This is a genomic window from Gaiella sp., assembly GCF_035558935.1.
In the GTDB taxonomy this organism is placed as follows: domain Bacteria; phylum Actinomycetota; class Thermoleophilia; order Gaiellales; family Gaiellaceae; genus Gaiella.
Genome location: NZ_DATMBZ010000135.1, coordinates 1 through 13,914, shown reverse-complemented (window position 1 = coordinate 13,914; position 13,914 = coordinate 1). Strand labels below are relative to the sequence as shown.

Annotated in this window: 14 protein-coding genes; 6 read left to right on the top strand and 8 right to left on the bottom strand. The window is 70.9% G+C overall.

Annotation, left to right across the window (positions count from 1 at the left end):
* Positions 1 to 52 precede the first annotated feature (52 nt).
* Together VNM44_RS13065 and VNM44_RS13060 are read right to left on the bottom strand one after the other, a co-directional pair.
* On the bottom strand, positions 53 to 577 hold the full coding sequence (locus VNM44_RS13065; protein WP_325626325.1) for a DUF6328 family protein: 525 nt from the start codon (positions 575 to 577) through the stop codon (positions 53 to 55).
* Between the two features lie 34 nt (positions 578 to 611).
* On the bottom strand, positions 612 to 1,133 hold the full coding sequence (locus VNM44_RS13060) for a hypothetical protein (RefSeq protein ID WP_325626324.1): 522 nt from the start codon (positions 1,131 to 1,133) through the stop codon (positions 612 to 614).
* 48 nt (positions 1,134 to 1,181) lie between these two features.
* On the opposite strand from VNM44_RS13060, the gene VNM44_RS13055 reads away from it, so the two are divergent.
* The 3 genes from VNM44_RS13055 to VNM44_RS13045 are packed head-to-tail and all read left to right on the top strand — an operon-like array spanning position 1,182 to position 4,538.
* Entirely contained in the window at positions 1,182 to 2,327 is a 1,146-nt protein-coding gene (locus VNM44_RS13055; RefSeq protein ID WP_325626323.1) for a winged helix-turn-helix domain-containing protein, read from the top strand.
* Positions 2,320 to 3,372 (top strand): DNA glycosylase AlkZ-like family protein, encoded by a 1,053-nt coding sequence (locus tag VNM44_RS13050; RefSeq protein WP_325626322.1) that lies wholly within the window; start codon positions 2,320 to 2,322, stop codon positions 3,370 to 3,372. The genes VNM44_RS13055 and VNM44_RS13050 overlap by 8 nt, the downstream gene beginning before the upstream one ends.
* A 23-nt stretch (positions 3,373 to 3,395) precedes the next feature.
* Positions 3,396 to 4,538 carry a cystathionine gamma-synthase gene (locus VNM44_RS13045; RefSeq protein WP_325626321.1) on the top strand — a complete coding sequence of 381 codons (1,143 nt, stop codon included), beginning with the start codon at positions 3,396 to 3,398 and terminating at the stop codon, positions 4,536 to 4,538.
* A 48-nt stretch (positions 4,539 to 4,586) separates the two neighbouring features.
* On the opposite strand, the gene VNM44_RS13040 is transcribed toward VNM44_RS13045, so the two are convergent.
* A complete protein-coding gene (locus VNM44_RS13040) occupies positions 4,587 to 5,345 on the bottom strand; it encodes a VOC family protein (RefSeq protein WP_325626320.1) in 759 nt (252 codons plus the stop codon).
* A 126-nt stretch (positions 5,346 to 5,471) separates the two neighbouring features.
* Here VNM44_RS13040 and VNM44_RS13035 point away from each other — a divergent pair, with 126 nt between their 5' ends.
* Positions 5,472 to 6,344, top strand: coding sequence for an MBL fold metallo-hydrolase (locus tag VNM44_RS13035; RefSeq protein WP_325626319.1), 873 nt, complete (start codon positions 5,472 to 5,474; stop codon positions 6,342 to 6,344).
* A gap of 11 nt (positions 6,345 to 6,355) precedes the next feature.
* A complete protein-coding gene (locus tag VNM44_RS13030; protein ID WP_325626318.1) occupies positions 6,356 to 7,114 on the top strand; it encodes a GNAT family N-acetyltransferase in 759 nt (252 codons plus the stop codon).
* Here VNM44_RS13030 and VNM44_RS13025 read toward each other — a convergent pair.
* From VNM44_RS13025 to VNM44_RS13005, 5 genes are all read right to left on the bottom strand, one after another.
* A complete protein-coding gene (locus tag VNM44_RS13025) occupies positions 7,111 to 7,479 on the bottom strand; it encodes a DUF2237 domain-containing protein (RefSeq protein WP_349258042.1) in 369 nt (122 codons plus the stop codon). The two genes, VNM44_RS13030 and VNM44_RS13025, sit on opposite strands and share 4 nt — an antisense overlap.
* A gap of 7 nt (positions 7,480 to 7,486) precedes the next feature.
* The gene (locus tag VNM44_RS13020) at positions 7,487 to 8,503 is read right to left on the bottom strand and encodes a glycosyltransferase family 4 protein (RefSeq protein WP_325626316.1); all 1,017 of its coding nucleotides are present in this window, start codon (positions 8,501 to 8,503) and stop codon (positions 7,487 to 7,489) included.
* 11 nt (positions 8,504 to 8,514) lie between these two features.
* Positions 8,515 to 10,575, bottom strand: coding sequence for a glycogen debranching N-terminal domain-containing protein (locus tag VNM44_RS13015; protein WP_325626315.1), 2,061 nt, complete (start codon positions 10,573 to 10,575; stop codon positions 8,515 to 8,517).
* 4 nt (positions 10,576 to 10,579) lie between these two features.
* Positions 10,580 to 11,311: an SDR family NAD(P)-dependent oxidoreductase gene (locus VNM44_RS13010; RefSeq protein ID WP_325626314.1), complete on the bottom strand. Its 732-nt coding sequence runs from the start codon at positions 11,309 to 11,311 to the stop codon at positions 10,580 to 10,582.
* Positions 11,312 to 11,477: 166 nt separating this feature from the next.
* Positions 11,478 to 11,933, bottom strand: coding sequence for a peptidylprolyl isomerase (locus VNM44_RS13005; protein ID WP_325626313.1), 456 nt, complete (start codon positions 11,931 to 11,933; stop codon positions 11,478 to 11,480).
* 113 nt (positions 11,934 to 12,046) lie between these two features.
* On the opposite strand from VNM44_RS13005, the gene VNM44_RS13000 reads away from it, so the two are divergent.
* Positions 12,047 to 13,914, top strand: a 1,868-nt coding sequence (locus VNM44_RS13000; protein WP_325626312.1) for an AAA family ATPase, incomplete at its 3' end; no start/stop codon positions are given.

Sequence of the window (13,914 nt, the reverse complement as noted above, 5' to 3'; positions counted from 1 at the left end):
TGGAGGCTTGACGTGAAATTCGGGCGCGGAGCGCCCGTTCCACATCAGGCCTCTACTGCGCGCGCGAGCCGAGGGTTGGCTGGCTTCCCTGCTCCTCGAGCTCGTCCTCGTCGACGTCCTCGTCCCAGCGGTCGTAGGGCGTCGAGAGCGGGAGCACGAACCAGACGCCGAGGAAGACCGCCCCGGCGACCGCGGTGACCGCGGCCGCGACGGCCGTCTTTGCCATTTCGTCGATCACGAGGTACGTCGCCGCGGTCATTGCGACTGCCAGGAAGCCGATGCCGACGATCGTCCCGGCGTGGGAGACGCGCAGCATCCGCTCCTTGTTGCGCTCGCGCCAGCGAAGCCGGTGGTAGGCGGTCGGCGTCATGAACCCCACGACGGACAAGAGCGTCGCGAGGAAGGCGACGACGTAGGCGGTGCGCTGGGCGTCGGTCGCGCCGTCCCAGCGCGCGCTGAAGGGGACGATCAGGAGGAAGCCGAAGAGCACGCTCGCGCCCGCGAGCGCGACGCGTACCTCGTTGAGGATCTCGATGAGCTCCTGGTCACGCTTCTTGCGGAGCTGCTTGTCGTCCACGGAGCGACGATAGCGCCGCGCGCGCCCTCAGAACTCAGCAGCCCCGGCGCACCGTCTCGGTGACGGCGAGCTTCACCCACTCGAGGGGGATGCCGAGCGCCGTCCGCCACGTCGGCTCGTCGACGCCGTACGTGGCGACCCGGAAGGAGCCACAGCGCCGGAACGAGCGCTCGGCGCGGAACGTCTGGTAGTCCGGGGCGACGAGCACGATCGTGTCCCAGTTGCGACGCTTTGCGAGCTCGGAGATGGCTTTCGCCTCGCCTGTCGACGAGTACGGTCCGGCATAGATGCAGACGACATCCTCGGCCTTCGACTTGCACAGGGCGCGGCGGTGCTGGTCGCGGCCGTTGCGCTCGGCCGAGACGACGAGCGTCGGCGCGATGCCGCCGCCGATCAGCTGCTGCGCGGCGGGCAGCGTGTTGTCGGAGCCCGCCAGCGCGACCACGGCGTCGGTCCCCTTCGGCAGCGAGTCGTCGCCGTTGCCCAGGAAGAGCGGGATCCCGACCACGTAGGCGAGCCCGAGCACCACGAGGGAATAGAGCACGAAGCGTCGCATCGGAAGAATGTGACAGGTACATCGGCCGACCCCAGGTAGAACTGAAGCGTGCGGAGGGCGAGCATCTCGGCGGCCGCCGTCCGCCGCATCGCGGTCGCGGCGCAGGGCTATGCGGCCCGTGGCAGGCGCGCGACGACCGCCGAGGTCGAAACGGCGGTGCGTCGCCTCTCGTGCGTCCAGCTCGACTCGATCTCGACAGTCGACCGCAGCCACCGGATCGCGCTCGGCGGACGGATCGGCGACTTTCCGCGCGACGCGGTCTCGCGCCTGCTCGCGCGCGGGAGGCTGATCGAGTACTGGGCGCACGAGGCCTGCCTCCTGCCCGCCGAGCACTGGCCGCTCCTCCGGCCCGCGATGCAGGTCGGCGGCCGCCGGTGGTACGGCGAGGTCGACCGGACGCATCCCCACCTGCGGGAGCACATCCTCGACGAGATCCGTGCACGCGGGCCGCTCGGCTCACGCCACTTCGACGGAGCGGCGCGCAAGGGCGAGATGTGGGGCTGGAAGCCGGCCAAGCAGATGCTCGAGCTGCTCTGGAACCACGGCGAGCTCGTGGTCGCGGGCCGTCAGGGCTTCCAGCGCCTGTACGACCTCCCCGAGCGCGTTCTCCCACCAGAGACCCTCGACGCGCCGACGCCGAAGGAGCCCGAGCGGCTGCGTGAGCTCGTCACCCGGGCCGTGCGGGGGCGCGGAGTCCTGACGGAACGGGGCATCGTCGAGCACTGGCGCCTCCGGGGCGGAGCTCCGCGCGTGCGACCCGTCGTGGACGCGCTCGTCGACGAGGGAGCACTCGAACGGCACGCCGTCGAGGACGGCGGCCCGCCCGTCCTCGTCGCGGCCGGCACGGAGCTCGACCCTCCTGCCCCTCGCGCTGCGGTGCTGCTCTCCCCGTTCGACAACCTGCTCTGGGATCGCCCGTTCGCACGGCGCGTGCTCGGCTTCGACCATCTGATCGAGGTCTACAAGCCGGCGCCGCAGCGCCGCTACGGCTACTACGTCCTACCGCTGCTCCGGGGCGACCGCGTCGTCGGCCGCGCCGACCTCAAGTCGGAGCGGGCGGAGGGTCGGCTCGTGGTCAAGGCGTTTCATCGGGAGCCCGGCGTGCGCGCGTCGGGCGGGCTCGACGACGCATTGGATCGTGCCCTCGACCGCCTCCGCCGCGTGATCGGGCTCGAGACGGTGCTTCGTGCCTGAGACCGTCGGCCGGCGGCACGCGGCGTCCCCTCCCGCTGGGGGACGGCTCGTCGACGAGACCGAGGCGCGGCAGATGGCGGTTCGGTCGCAGCTGCTCGACGGCTCCGCGACCAACGTCCTCGACACGGTCCGCCGGCTCGGGTTCCTCCAGCTCGACCCGATCGCGACCGTCGCGCCGGCGCAGCACCTCGTGCTCTGGAGCCGTCTCGGGAGCCGCTACGACCCTGCGGAGCTCGACCGGCTCCTCTGGCGGGAGCGCGCCCTCTTCGAGTGGGATGCGCTCGTCTGGCCGATCGAGGCGCTTCCGCTCGTGCGCGGCCTCCAGCGGCGCTGGAGAACCTCGACGCACTACAACTCCGAGCGCTGGGTGCGCTCGTTCCTCGCGGAGAACCGCGGATTCCGCCGCTACGTGCTGCGCGAGCTCGAACGCCGCGGGCCGCTTCTCTCGCGCGAGCTCGAGGACCGTTCGGCGGGCGAACGCGAGCGGCACCGCTGGTACGGGCCGCGAAAGGTCGGGCTGATGCTCACCTCCCTCCACCTTCGCGGCGAGGTCGCGGTCGCGGGCCGGGACGGCGGACAGCGGCTCTGGGATCTCGCGGAGCGCTTCCTCCCGCACACGGAGGCGCTCCCGCTCCGCGCTGCCCAGCGAGAGCTCGAGGCGCGCCGTTTCCGCGCGCTCGGCGTCCGCTCCACGCGGGAGGGCTGGGAGGCACACCCGGATGCGGTCGGAGGCGAGGTCCCGGACCGGGTCACGCTGCTCTCGCCGTTCGACCGCCTGATCCACGACCGCGACCGCGCCGAGGCGTTGTTCGGCTTCCGCTACCGCCTCGAGATGTTCGTCCCTGCGGCGAAGCGCGAGTACGGCTACTACGTCCTACCGATCCTCGTCGGCGACCGGCTCGTCGGGCGCGTCGAGCCCCGGTTCGACCGCCGGACGGGCACGCTCGAGGTGCTCGGCGCCTGGGGCGACACCTCCCGGCTCGACGGGGCGCTCACGGGCCTGGCGGAGTGGCTCGGGGCCGCGCGCGTCACGGGCCTGGGCTGAACCGCGCGAGTACCATCGCGGGCATGGACTTCGAGACGCGGGCGATCCACGCGGGGCAGGAGCCGGACCCCGCGACCGGCGCCGTGATCACGCCGATCTACCAAACGTCGACCTTCGCCCAGGAGGCGGTCGGGGTCCACAAGGGCTACGACTACGCGCGCGTCGCGAACCCGACGCGGACGGCTCTCGAGGTATGCCTCGCGTCGCTCGAGAACGCGGCGCACGGGCACGCGTTCGCCTCCGGCGTCGGCGCGACGTCGACGATCATGCACCTGATCGACCCTGGCGACCGCGTCGTCTGCGTCAACGACGTCTACGGCGGCACGTACCGGATGTTCTCGCAGGTCTACGAGCCGAAGGGCTACCGCTTCTCGTATGTCACCCCCGACGAGCTCTCGACCGAGGCCGCGGCGAACGTGGAGGGCGCGCGACTCGTCTGGGTCGAGTCGCCGACTAACCCGTTGCTGAACGTCGTCGACATCGCGGCGGTAGCACGCGCGGCGAAGGACGTCGGCGCTCTGCTCGTCGTCGACAACACCTTCGCAACGCCCTACCTCCAGACGCCGCTCGACCTCGGCGCGGACATCGTCCTTCACTCGACGACGAAGTACCTCGGCGGCCACTCGGACGTCGTGGGCGGCTTCGCCGGGACGAACGACCCGACGATCGCCGAGCGGCTGCGGTTTCTCCAGAAGTCGCTGGGCGCGGTGCCCGGGCCTTTCGATTCGTGGCTCGTGCTTCGCGGGCTCAAGACCCTCGCGGTGCGGATGGAGCGCCACTGCTACAACGCCCGCGTCGTCGCCGCGTTCCTCCAGGCTCACCCGCGTGTCACACAGGTGCTCTGGCCCGGGCTTCCCGAGCATCCCGGGCACGAGCTCGCGGCGCGCCAGATGCGCGACTTCGGAGGGATGATGTCGTTTCTCGTGGAGAGCGAGGAGGAGGCAGTCGACCTCGTCTCGCACACGGAGGTGTGGACACTGGCCGAGAGCCTCGGCGGCGTCGAGAGCCTGATCGAGCATCCCGCCCGGATGACGCACGCCTCGACCGCGACGGGGCCGTTCGCGGCGCCGACCAACCTCGTCCGACTCTCGGTCGGGATCGAGTCCGCCGAGGATCTCGTGGTCGACCTGGACCGAGCACTCGCGGCGACGCGGGCGCGCGCATAGCGTCGGTCCCGGCGCCCGGCGGAACCGGGCACCGGGACCGGAGCGCGGTCAGGCGTCGGGGCTCGCGACGAGCCGGAACGCCGAGCCGGTCGGGTCGGTAGCCCTCGCAAGACGGCCGTACGGCGTGTCCTGGGCCGGCTCGACGACCTTTCCACCGAGCTTCTCGACCTGCTCGAGCGCGGCGTCGACGTCCTCGACGGAGAAGTAGACGTTCCAGCCGGAGGGCTCTCCGGCGTCGTCCATGATCCCGGCGAGCGCCTGCTCGCCCTCGCCGAGAGTCGTGTACCGGAACTCTTCGGTGTCGCTCATCACGTGGGCGTCCCAGCCGAAGACCTCGCGGTAGAAGGCGACCTCCTTGTCGTAGGCGCCGGTGTGCAGCTCGAACCACGCGGGTGCGCCGGGCTCACCGGTGACCTCGAACCCCTTGACCCGATTCGGCTGCCATGCGCCGACGGCCGAGCCGCCCGGGTCCACGATCATCGCGGAGCTGCCGTTCTCGGCGACCTCCATCGGGCCCATCGCGACGGAGCCGCCGTGCTCGACGGCGGCCTTCGCGGTGCGCTCGACGTCGTCGGTCATGAGATGGAGGCCCCACCCGTCGGGGTAGCCCATCGAGCCGTCGTTGTGCATGCAGCCGGCAACCGCCTTGCCGTCCTTCGTGTAGATGAAGTACCCCCCGAAGCCCTCCTCGGGCGCCTGCGCCGTCCAGCCGAGGAGCTCGCCGTAGAACGTGCTGGCCTTCTCGGTGTCCGAGCTGTAGAGGTCGATCCAGCACGGAGCGCCGACGACCATCGTTGGTGCGGGCATGTGAGCCTCCCTTGTCGGTTGTCGCAGCAATGACCGTCGGACCGCTCGAAAGTCATCGCGCGTCTTTCGACCGTAGACCCGGCGTACTCCCTACGTGGTACGGCTAACCCGACTAGCGTCTTCTGTGTGAACCGCGAGCCGCTCGACCTTCTCCACTGCGGCGACGAGCGCCGGATCGCCGCCTACCTGGTCGAAACCGATGAGGGCCTCGCCCTCTTCGACTGCGGGCCGACGAGCTGCCTCGGGGCTCTGCACGACGCCCTCGGGGGCCGCGGCGTGGAGCTCCGCGACGTGAAGCACCTGCTGCTGTCGCACATCCACCTCGACCACGCGGGCGCGGCGGGGGCGCTCGTGCGCGAGCATCCGTCGCTCGTGGTCCACGTGTCCGAGGTCGGGGCGCCTCACGTCGTCGATCCGAGTCGGCTCGAGGCGAGCGCGCGGAGGCTCTACGGCGACTCCTTCGACGAGCTGTGGGGAGAGCTCGTGGCGGTGCCGGAGGAGAACGTCCGCGTCGTCGGCGAACGGGTGGCGGGGCTCGCGTGCTTCCCCACCCCCGGTCATGCCTGGCACCAGGTCTCCTACCAGCACGAGGACGGGACGCTCTACAACGGCGACGCTGCCGGGGTGCGAATCCGGCCGGGCCGGTTCGTCTTCGCACCGACGCCGCCTCCCGAGATCGACCTCGACGCATGGGAGCGCACGCTCGACGAGATCGAGCGCCGCTCGCCGCGACGTCTCGCGCTCGTCCATTTCGGCGTCTTCGACGACGTCGAGCACCACCTCGACCTCCTCCGGGCGACGATGCGCAGCTGGGCCGATCGGGTCGGCCACGGGATGGACGAGGCGACCTTCGTCGCTGCCGCGCGGGCGGACGTCGTCGCCTCCGACCCCGACGAGGCGGACGCCTACGACCGCGCCGCCCCCTACTGGCACTGCTACCTCGGCCTCGAGCGGTACTGGCGCAAGCGCCTCGAGGCTCTCCAGGCGGACGCGCCCTAGGCCGCGGCGCCGTGGACCCGCTCGAGCGCATCTCCCTCGACGCGTACCTCCCGATCTACGGCGAGGACGCGATCCCGATCGGCGAGGCCGTCTGCCTGCGTGCGACGCACGCGCCCGACTCGCCGATGCTGAACCGCATCGTCGGGCTCGGCGTCGACTCGGAGCTCGACGAGGAGACGCTCGACCGGACGCTCTGCGTGATGGACGACGCGGCGTTCTACGTCACCGTCGCGCCGTCAGCCGATCCGCGCCTCGACGCGCTCCTCGAGGAACGTGGCCTCGAGCGGGGCTGGGGCTGGATGCTCTTCGAGCGCGGCCGCAGGCCCATCGAACCCGTTGAGACGGCCCTCGACGTCGTGCCGGTCGACGCCGGCCGGGCAGAGCCCTGGGCCGCGATCGTCACGGCCGCGTACGGGCTGCCGGACACCTCCCGTCCCATGATTGCGGCGGTGCCCTCGCTTCCGGGCTGGACCGCCTTCCTCGCTCTCGACGGCGACGAGCCGGCCGGCGCCGCTGCGGTCTGGGTCGGGGGCGACGCCGCCTACTTCGGGCTCGCGGCCACCCTGCCCGAGCACCGCGGCAAGGGCGGCCAGGGAGCGCTTTTCGCCGCCCGGATCGAGCACGCGCTCGGGGCGGGCTGCCGCACGCTCGTCACCGAGACCGGGGAGCTTCGCGACGACCTGCCCGGTGCGTCGTATCGCAACATCCTGCGCTACGGCTTCGAGGAACGGCACGTCGTCGCGCACCGGCTGCGCCCCCGGCGCGGTTAGTCCACCGCGGCGTGCGCGCGGAGGTCGTCGAGCGACGAAAACTCCAGCGCCAGCGCGTGCGTCGCCTCCAGCACGACGGGCGGTGCGAGGCCCGCCTCGAACGCCTCCTGCCAGCGGCCCGCGCAGAGGCACCAGCGGTCGCCCGGGACGAGCCCGCCGAACCCGAACGCGGGCTGCGGCGTGGACAGGTCGTTGCCGACCGAGGCGCTGAACTCCAGGAACTCCTCTGTCATCACGGCGCAGACCGCGTGGACCCCGACGTCCTCCCCGCCCGTCCGGCAGCTGCCGTCGCGCCAGAACCCGGTCAATGGCGCGAAGCCGCACGGCTCCAGCGGCTCGCCGAGGACGTTGAGGCCCGCCACCAAGGAGAGCCTACGCCCAGCGCTCGATCGTCGCCTCGTACGCGGCCAGGTAGTCCGCAACCATTCGCTGCGGCGAGAAGCGCTCCTCGACGGCGCGCCGTTGCACCTGCGGGTCGATCGCGTCGGCTTGCTCGAGGGCGGCACCCATCTCCTGCCAGCGGTCGACGATGACGCCCGTGACGCCGTCCTCGATCACCTCGGGCACGGCGCCGAAGCGCGTCGCGATGACCGGCGCGCCGCAGGCCATCGACTCGATCATCACCAGCCCGAACGGCTCGTCCCACTCGATCGGGAAGAGCGTCGCGCGGGCGTGTTGGAGCAGCTCGACCTTCTCGCCGTGCGTGACCTCGCCCACGTACTCGATCCGGTCGGAGAGGTGCGGCCGCACGAGGTCGTCGAAGTACTGCTGCTCGAGCGGCTCACGGCACTTCCCCGCGAGCTTGAGCGGCAGGCCGCACTCGATCGCCACAGCGATGGCCCGGTGGGCCCCCTTGTCGGCGGTCATCCGCCCGAGGAAGAGGAGGTAGTCGCCGCGCTCCGGCCTGAAGGGGTAGACCGACAGGTCGAGCGCATTGCGACACGTCGCGACCCAGGGGAGGTCGGGCTGCGGCTCGCGCTGGTCGTCGGAGACGGCAATCAGCGCCGCATGCGGCAGCATCGCGACGATCTGCCGATACATCACCCCCGGCTCGCCCGACAGGGGCCCGTGCACGGTGTGCGCGAGCGGGGTCGGGCCCATCGACCCGAGCGTGAGCCCGAGCATTCCCGTGTGGTCGGAGATGACGTCGAAGTCGCCGGCTCGGCCGAGGCAGTTGATCGCGTGACGGAGCTCCCAGTACGTGTGGCCGATCCGCTCGCTCGGCGCCACGGGGTACACCGCGTCGAGCCGCGCCTTCGTGTGCGAGTCGCCCGACGCGAACAGGGTGACGTCGTGGCCGGCGTCGACGAGGCCGTCGGCGAGAAGCGCGACGATCCACTCGATCCCGCCGTAGCCTGCCGGCGGCACCGGGAACCAGACGGGGCTCAAGACAGCGATTCTCATTCCAGGAGCTCGATGCGCGATTCGCCGGCGCCGCACGACACGTCCCATGTCGCTCCGAGCGCACGGACGCCTTCGAGGATAATGCCCAACCCGGGGACCGGCTCCGCCCCCGGCAGCATCGAGAGCCGTCGCCCCGCGACGTCAGGCTCGACCCCGAGCAGGAGTCGCAGGAGCAGGATCGGCGTGCCGGCGGCCCACGCCTGCGGGCGGGCGGCAGTCGGGTAGGCGATCGGAAACGGGGTCTCCGAGCGGTCGAACCCCGCGAAGACCTCCGGCAGCGACCACTCGAAGTGGCCGGCCGCCTCGAGCAACGCGCGCGCGATCCGGTGCACGTGCTCCCAATGGCCGTATCGCGCGAGGCCCCAGGCTGCGAGCGCGGTGTCGTGGGGCCAGACGGTGCCGTTGTGGTAGCTGAGCGGGCTGTAGGCCGCATCCGACTTCGACATCGTGCGCACGCCCCACCCCGACCAGACCTCGTGTCGCATCAACGCGTCCACGACCGCGTCCACGCGCGCCTCCGGCACGATCCCGCTCCACAGGAGATGCCCCATGTTCGAGCAGAGGGCGTCCACGCGTCGCTTCTCGCCGTCGAGCGCGAGCGCGTAGTAGCCGCCCCGCTCCGGCACCCAGAACGCCTCGTCGAAGCGGGCGGCCAGCTCCGCCGCCTCGGCCTCGAGCCGGCCGGCGAGCGGCTCGTCCTCCCACGCGCGGCGCGCGAGCTCGGCGAGGCGCAGCTTCGCGTCGTAGACGTAGCCCTGCACCTCCGCGGGTGCGATGGGCGGCTCGGCGAACCGGCCGTCGCGGAAGCGCTGGGAGTCGCCCGAGTCCTTCCACGACTGGTTCGCGAGGCCGGCCGAGCGCCGTTCGTACTCCACGAAGCCGTCGCCGTCCCGGTCGCCCCACCCGTCGATCCAGCCGAGGGCGGCGAGCGCGGGCGCGCGAAGGCGCCGCGCGAGGTCGTCGTCCCCCGTCCACCGCCACACCTCCGACAGAAGGACGAGGTAGAGCGGTGTCGCGTCGACCGTGCCGTAGTAGCGCGCGAACCACTTCTCGGCGGCGCGACCGGACCGGAGCTCGTGCAGGATCTTGCCGGGCTCGGCGTCGATCGTAGGGTCCTCCTCCCGGGCCTGCAGCGCCGCGAGCGTCTCGAGCGCGTTGATCGCGAGCTCCGGCCCGAGCAGCATGGTCTGGAGGCTCGTGATGATCGTGTCGCGGCCGAAGACCGTCATGAACCACGGCATCCCCGCGGCGGGCAGCGGGCCCGGCCCCTCGCCGGCCCGCAGGCGGAGGGCGGCGAGGTCGGCGACGGACTGGGCGAACGAATGGCGGAGCTCGTCGGAGGTCGTCTTGAGACGCGGCAGTCGCACCGACCACGCCTCGAACGCCTCCCGCACCCGGGCGCGCTCCGTGCCGAACCGGCGCTCGACGTGCTCGGGGTGCTCGACCTCGCCGTCGAGGGAGACGGCCACGTCGACGCGGAGGTCCCAGGCCTGGTGTCCCGCGAGCGTGACGGGGAACCGCACGACACCGGCGCGCCCGGTCCCCGTGCGCGAGAGGACGACCTGTGTCCTGCCGCTGCGGCCGTCGCCCTCCTCCAGGACGACCCGACCCGCGCGCTCGTCGTAGTGCGCCTCGGCGGGCGGCGGCAGCTCGGGCGCGTGGAGAGGATCCCCGAGGGCGAAGTCGTGCTGCTTGACGCTGATGATGTCCGCGAAGTCCGCTGCGAAGACGAGCTCGACCGTGAACGCGATCCGGTCGCCGGTCTCGTTGCGGATCACGACGTGGTCCTGCAGCCCGTCGCCGACGAAGCGGTGGCGCGCGATCGAGAGGACGTCCTGGTCGAGCCCGCCGGCGAGCGGGTTGCGGGAGTAGAACGCCGCCGAGAAGTACTCGACGCGGCCGGACGAGAGCAGGAGCGGCGGGGCTCCGTTGATCGTGAGCGTGAGCGCCGAGAGGAACCGCGTGTCGTGCGCGTAGAGGCCACACACGCCGCCCTGGACGTCGCCCAGCTCGTCGCAGATGCAGAACGTCGAGCCGTCGAGGATCGTCAAGGCCATGCGGTTACGGCTCCCTGCGCACCACCCGCGCGCCGCTCGACTGGGCGAGCGCCTTGATCACGATCTCGTCGAGGTTGACGTGCAGCGGCCGCGTCAGGGCGAAGAGCACGCACTCCGCGACCTCGTCAGGCGTGACGGGATCGAGGCCCTCGTAGACGGCGTCGGCCTTCTCCTTGTCCCAGCCGAAGCGGACGAGCGAGAACTCCGTCTCGACGAGCCCTGCGTCGACCGTCGTGACGCGGATCGGCCGGCCGAGCAGGTCCTCGCGCAACGCGTACGAGAACCCGCGCACGGCAAACTTGGAGGCGATGTACGACGCTCCGTGCGGATAGGCCTGGCGCCCCGCGATCGAGCCCATGAAGAGGATGTGGCCCTCGTCGCGAACGTGCGGGAGGCAGAGCCGCGTGATCCGCAGCACCCCGTCGACGTTCGTGTGGAGGACGGTCGCCTCCACCTCCTCGGTGGACTCGTCGAACGGGACCCGCGTGAGCGCGAGCCCCGCATTGTTGAAGAGGATGTCGATCCCGCCGAGCGCCTCAACCGCTGCATCCACGAACGCGCGGCTCGAAGCCTCGTCGGTGACGTCCAGCGGCAGGGCGACGTCGGCAGCGACCCGCTCGACCCGCCGTGCGCCGCCCGCGACCCGGACGCCGGCCGCGCGCAGCTGCCGCACGGTTGCCGCGCCGATCCCGGAGGACGCCCCGGTGACGACCGCCGTCTTGCCCGCCAGCTCCATGCAGCTGAGCCTAACGGCGTGAGAACGTGCCGAACGCAGCTTCGCCGGTGCGCAAGATCGCCAGGAGGCAGTTGCGACCGCGTCGGCGGGCGCCTTCAGGGGTCTGCCCTCGCCGCAGGCGAGGGATCAGGCGGCGGGAATCCACTCGGCGGATTCCCGCCGCGGACTACGACAGCTCCACCCGGTCGATCGTGATGTCGGTTCGGGGCCGGTCGCGCTGGTCGCGGTCGGCGAGCGAGATCCGGTCGACGACGTCCTGGCCGGAGGTGACTCGGCCGAAGACGGTGTGCTTGCCGTCGAGCCACGGGCACGCGTCGGCAGTGACGATGAAGAACTGCGAGCCGTTCGTGTTCGGCCCCGCGTTCGCCATCGCGAGAGCGCCGCGGGCGACCTTGTGCTCGTTGAACTCGTCCTCGAACGTGTAGCCGGGACCGCCGGTCCCGTCGCCCTGCGGGCAGCCGCCCTGGACCATGAAGTCCGGGATCACGCGGTGGAACGCGAGCCCGTCGTAGAACCCGTCGGTCGCGAGCTTCGTGAAGTTCTCGACCGTCTTGGGGGCCTCGTCCGGGTAGAGCTCGAGCTCGATCGGCCCCTCGCTGGTGTGGAGTGTCGCCTGTGTCATGCGGCCGACGCTACCAGCGTCCAACGGCAAGGCCACCGCGGTGGAAGCAGCCGCGAAGGCGCTTAACGGTCCGCCAACATCTGCCGCTTTGGGCACCCGCGTACACTGAAACGATGGCGGCCATCGACGCGCCTCGTCCAGCCACCCTCGCACAGGGAGAGGCCTCACTCGAGCTCGCGAAGAGCTGGCGGAAGCTGACGCGCGCCGCCACCGTCGTGGCCGTCCTCACCGCGCCCGCGCTGTTCGTCTGGTTCACGCACCAGAACAACTGGGACTGGTGGGTGGCGCTCCTCGCCACGCTGGCCATCGTCATCGTCTTCCGGGGCTTCTCCGATCTCCTTTTCCGCCGGCTGATCCCGTGGCCCAGCCTGTTCGGACTGGAGAGCCAGACCCTTCGCGAGGAGGATGTCGTGGGGCGCCGCCGGGCTTGGTTCTGGCGGTTCTGGTTCAAGGTCGTGATCCTCTTCATCACGGTCGTCACGATCGTCTGGCTGTTCCGGGGTGGCACGTGGCTCGGCACAGTCGGCTTCATCCTCGACGGGATCGGCACGATCCTGAGCTCGCCCACGCTCTGGGTCCAGGCGGTCTTCGTCTTCTTCCTCTTCTTCGCCAACTTCGCAATCCTGTTCGGCCCCCTGCTCCTCATGAACATGTCGCAGATGCAGTCGTTCGAGCCGGGCGACGCGGAGTGGGGAGTCAAGCTCGAGGACGTCCGCGGACAGGTCGAGGCGAAGGAGGAGGTTCGGCGCGTCGTCGACATCTGGCAGTCCGGTGAGCAGTTCGAGCGCGCCGGCGGCAAGCGTGAGCGGGGACTGCTCCTCTTCGGCGCACCGGGCACGGGCAAGACCATGCTCGCCAAGGCGATCGCGACAGGCTTCAACTCGCCCTTCATCTCGATGCCGGGCTCGGGCTTCGCCGCCACCTTCATCGGGATCGACGCGATCATCGTCCGGCTGCTCGCACGTCGGGCCAAGAAGCTCGCCCGGAAGTGGGGCGGCCAATGCATCGTCTTCATCGACGAGATCGATGCCGTTGGCATGCGACGACAGTCGCTCGGCACGGGCGGCCAGGGGTTCATTCCGCTGACGAACGGCGCGAACGTCGAGGACTTTCTGTTCTACGGCCCGTGGGGCTCTCGAGACCCCTCCGGCGACCTGATCGTCGAGACCCGGGCGTGGCGCGACCGGCTGTTCGAGCAGCGCGCACCGGTGTCCTACGGCGTGCCGAGCGGCATGTACGCGCGCCTCGGACAGTTCTACAACTTCATGTTCCCCGGCGGCATGGGCGGAATGGGCGGCGGGCTCGCGCTCAACCAGCTCCTCGTCGTCATGGACGGGATCGACAACCCACCATGGATGCGGCGGACGTTCACGAGCAAGCTGAACACGATGCTCGACGCGAGCTTCATCGTCCCTCGCCGGATCGGCAATGCGAAGCTGCGGCTGCCGGCCGCACGCCCTCGGAAGGATCAGATCTACTTCATCGGCGCGACGAACGTCCCCATCGACCGACTCGATCCCGCGCTCATCCGTCCCGGTCGCATGGGCCGTCACGTCTGGTTCCGGACACCGACCAAGGACGATCGGCTGGACATCCTGGAGCTGTACATCGGGAAGGTCTCCCATGACCCGGAGCTCGACCTTCCGAACCGGCGCGACGAGATCGCGCGGATCATGAGCGGATACTCCCCCGCGATGATCGAGCAGGCGACCTCGATGGCGTTGACCATCGCGCACCACACCGGCCGCACGGCGTTCGCCTGGGACGATCTGGTCGAGGCCGTCACGACCCTGGACGCAGGCACCGCGATCGGGTCCGAGTACGTCCCCCACGAGCGACGCGCTGTTGCGATCCACGAGGCGGGTCACGCGGTGGCGGGTCACGTCTACATGACGAGCCGCGAATCGACCCGTCTGACGATCAAGAAGCGCGGCGACCAGGGAGTCGGCGGCCACCACTGGATGATCGAGAAGGAGGAGCG

Excerpts from the sequence above, each read along its gene's own strand:
- VNM44_RS13060 (WP_325626324.1), bottom strand. The coding sequence starts at position 1,133 with ATGCGACGCTTCGTGCTCTATTCCCTCGTGGTGCTCGGGCTCGCCTAC.
- VNM44_RS13045 (WP_325626321.1), top strand. The coding sequence starts at position 3,396 with ATGGACTTCGAGACGCGGGCGATCCACGCGGGGCAGGAGCCGGACCCC.
- VNM44_RS13040 (WP_325626320.1), bottom strand. The coding sequence starts at position 5,345 with ATGCCCGCACCAACGATGGTCGTCGGCGCTCCGTGCTGGATCGACCTC.
- VNM44_RS13015 (WP_325626315.1), bottom strand. The coding sequence starts at position 10,575 with ATGGCCTTGACGATCCTCGACGGCTCGACGTTCTGCATCTGCGACGAG.
- VNM44_RS13010 (WP_325626314.1), bottom strand. The coding sequence starts at position 11,311 with ATGGAGCTGGCGGGCAAGACGGCGGTCGTCACCGGGGCGTCCTCCGGG.
- VNM44_RS13005 (WP_325626313.1), bottom strand. The coding sequence starts at position 11,933 with ATGACACAGGCGACACTCCACACCAGCGAGGGGCCGATCGAGCTCGAG.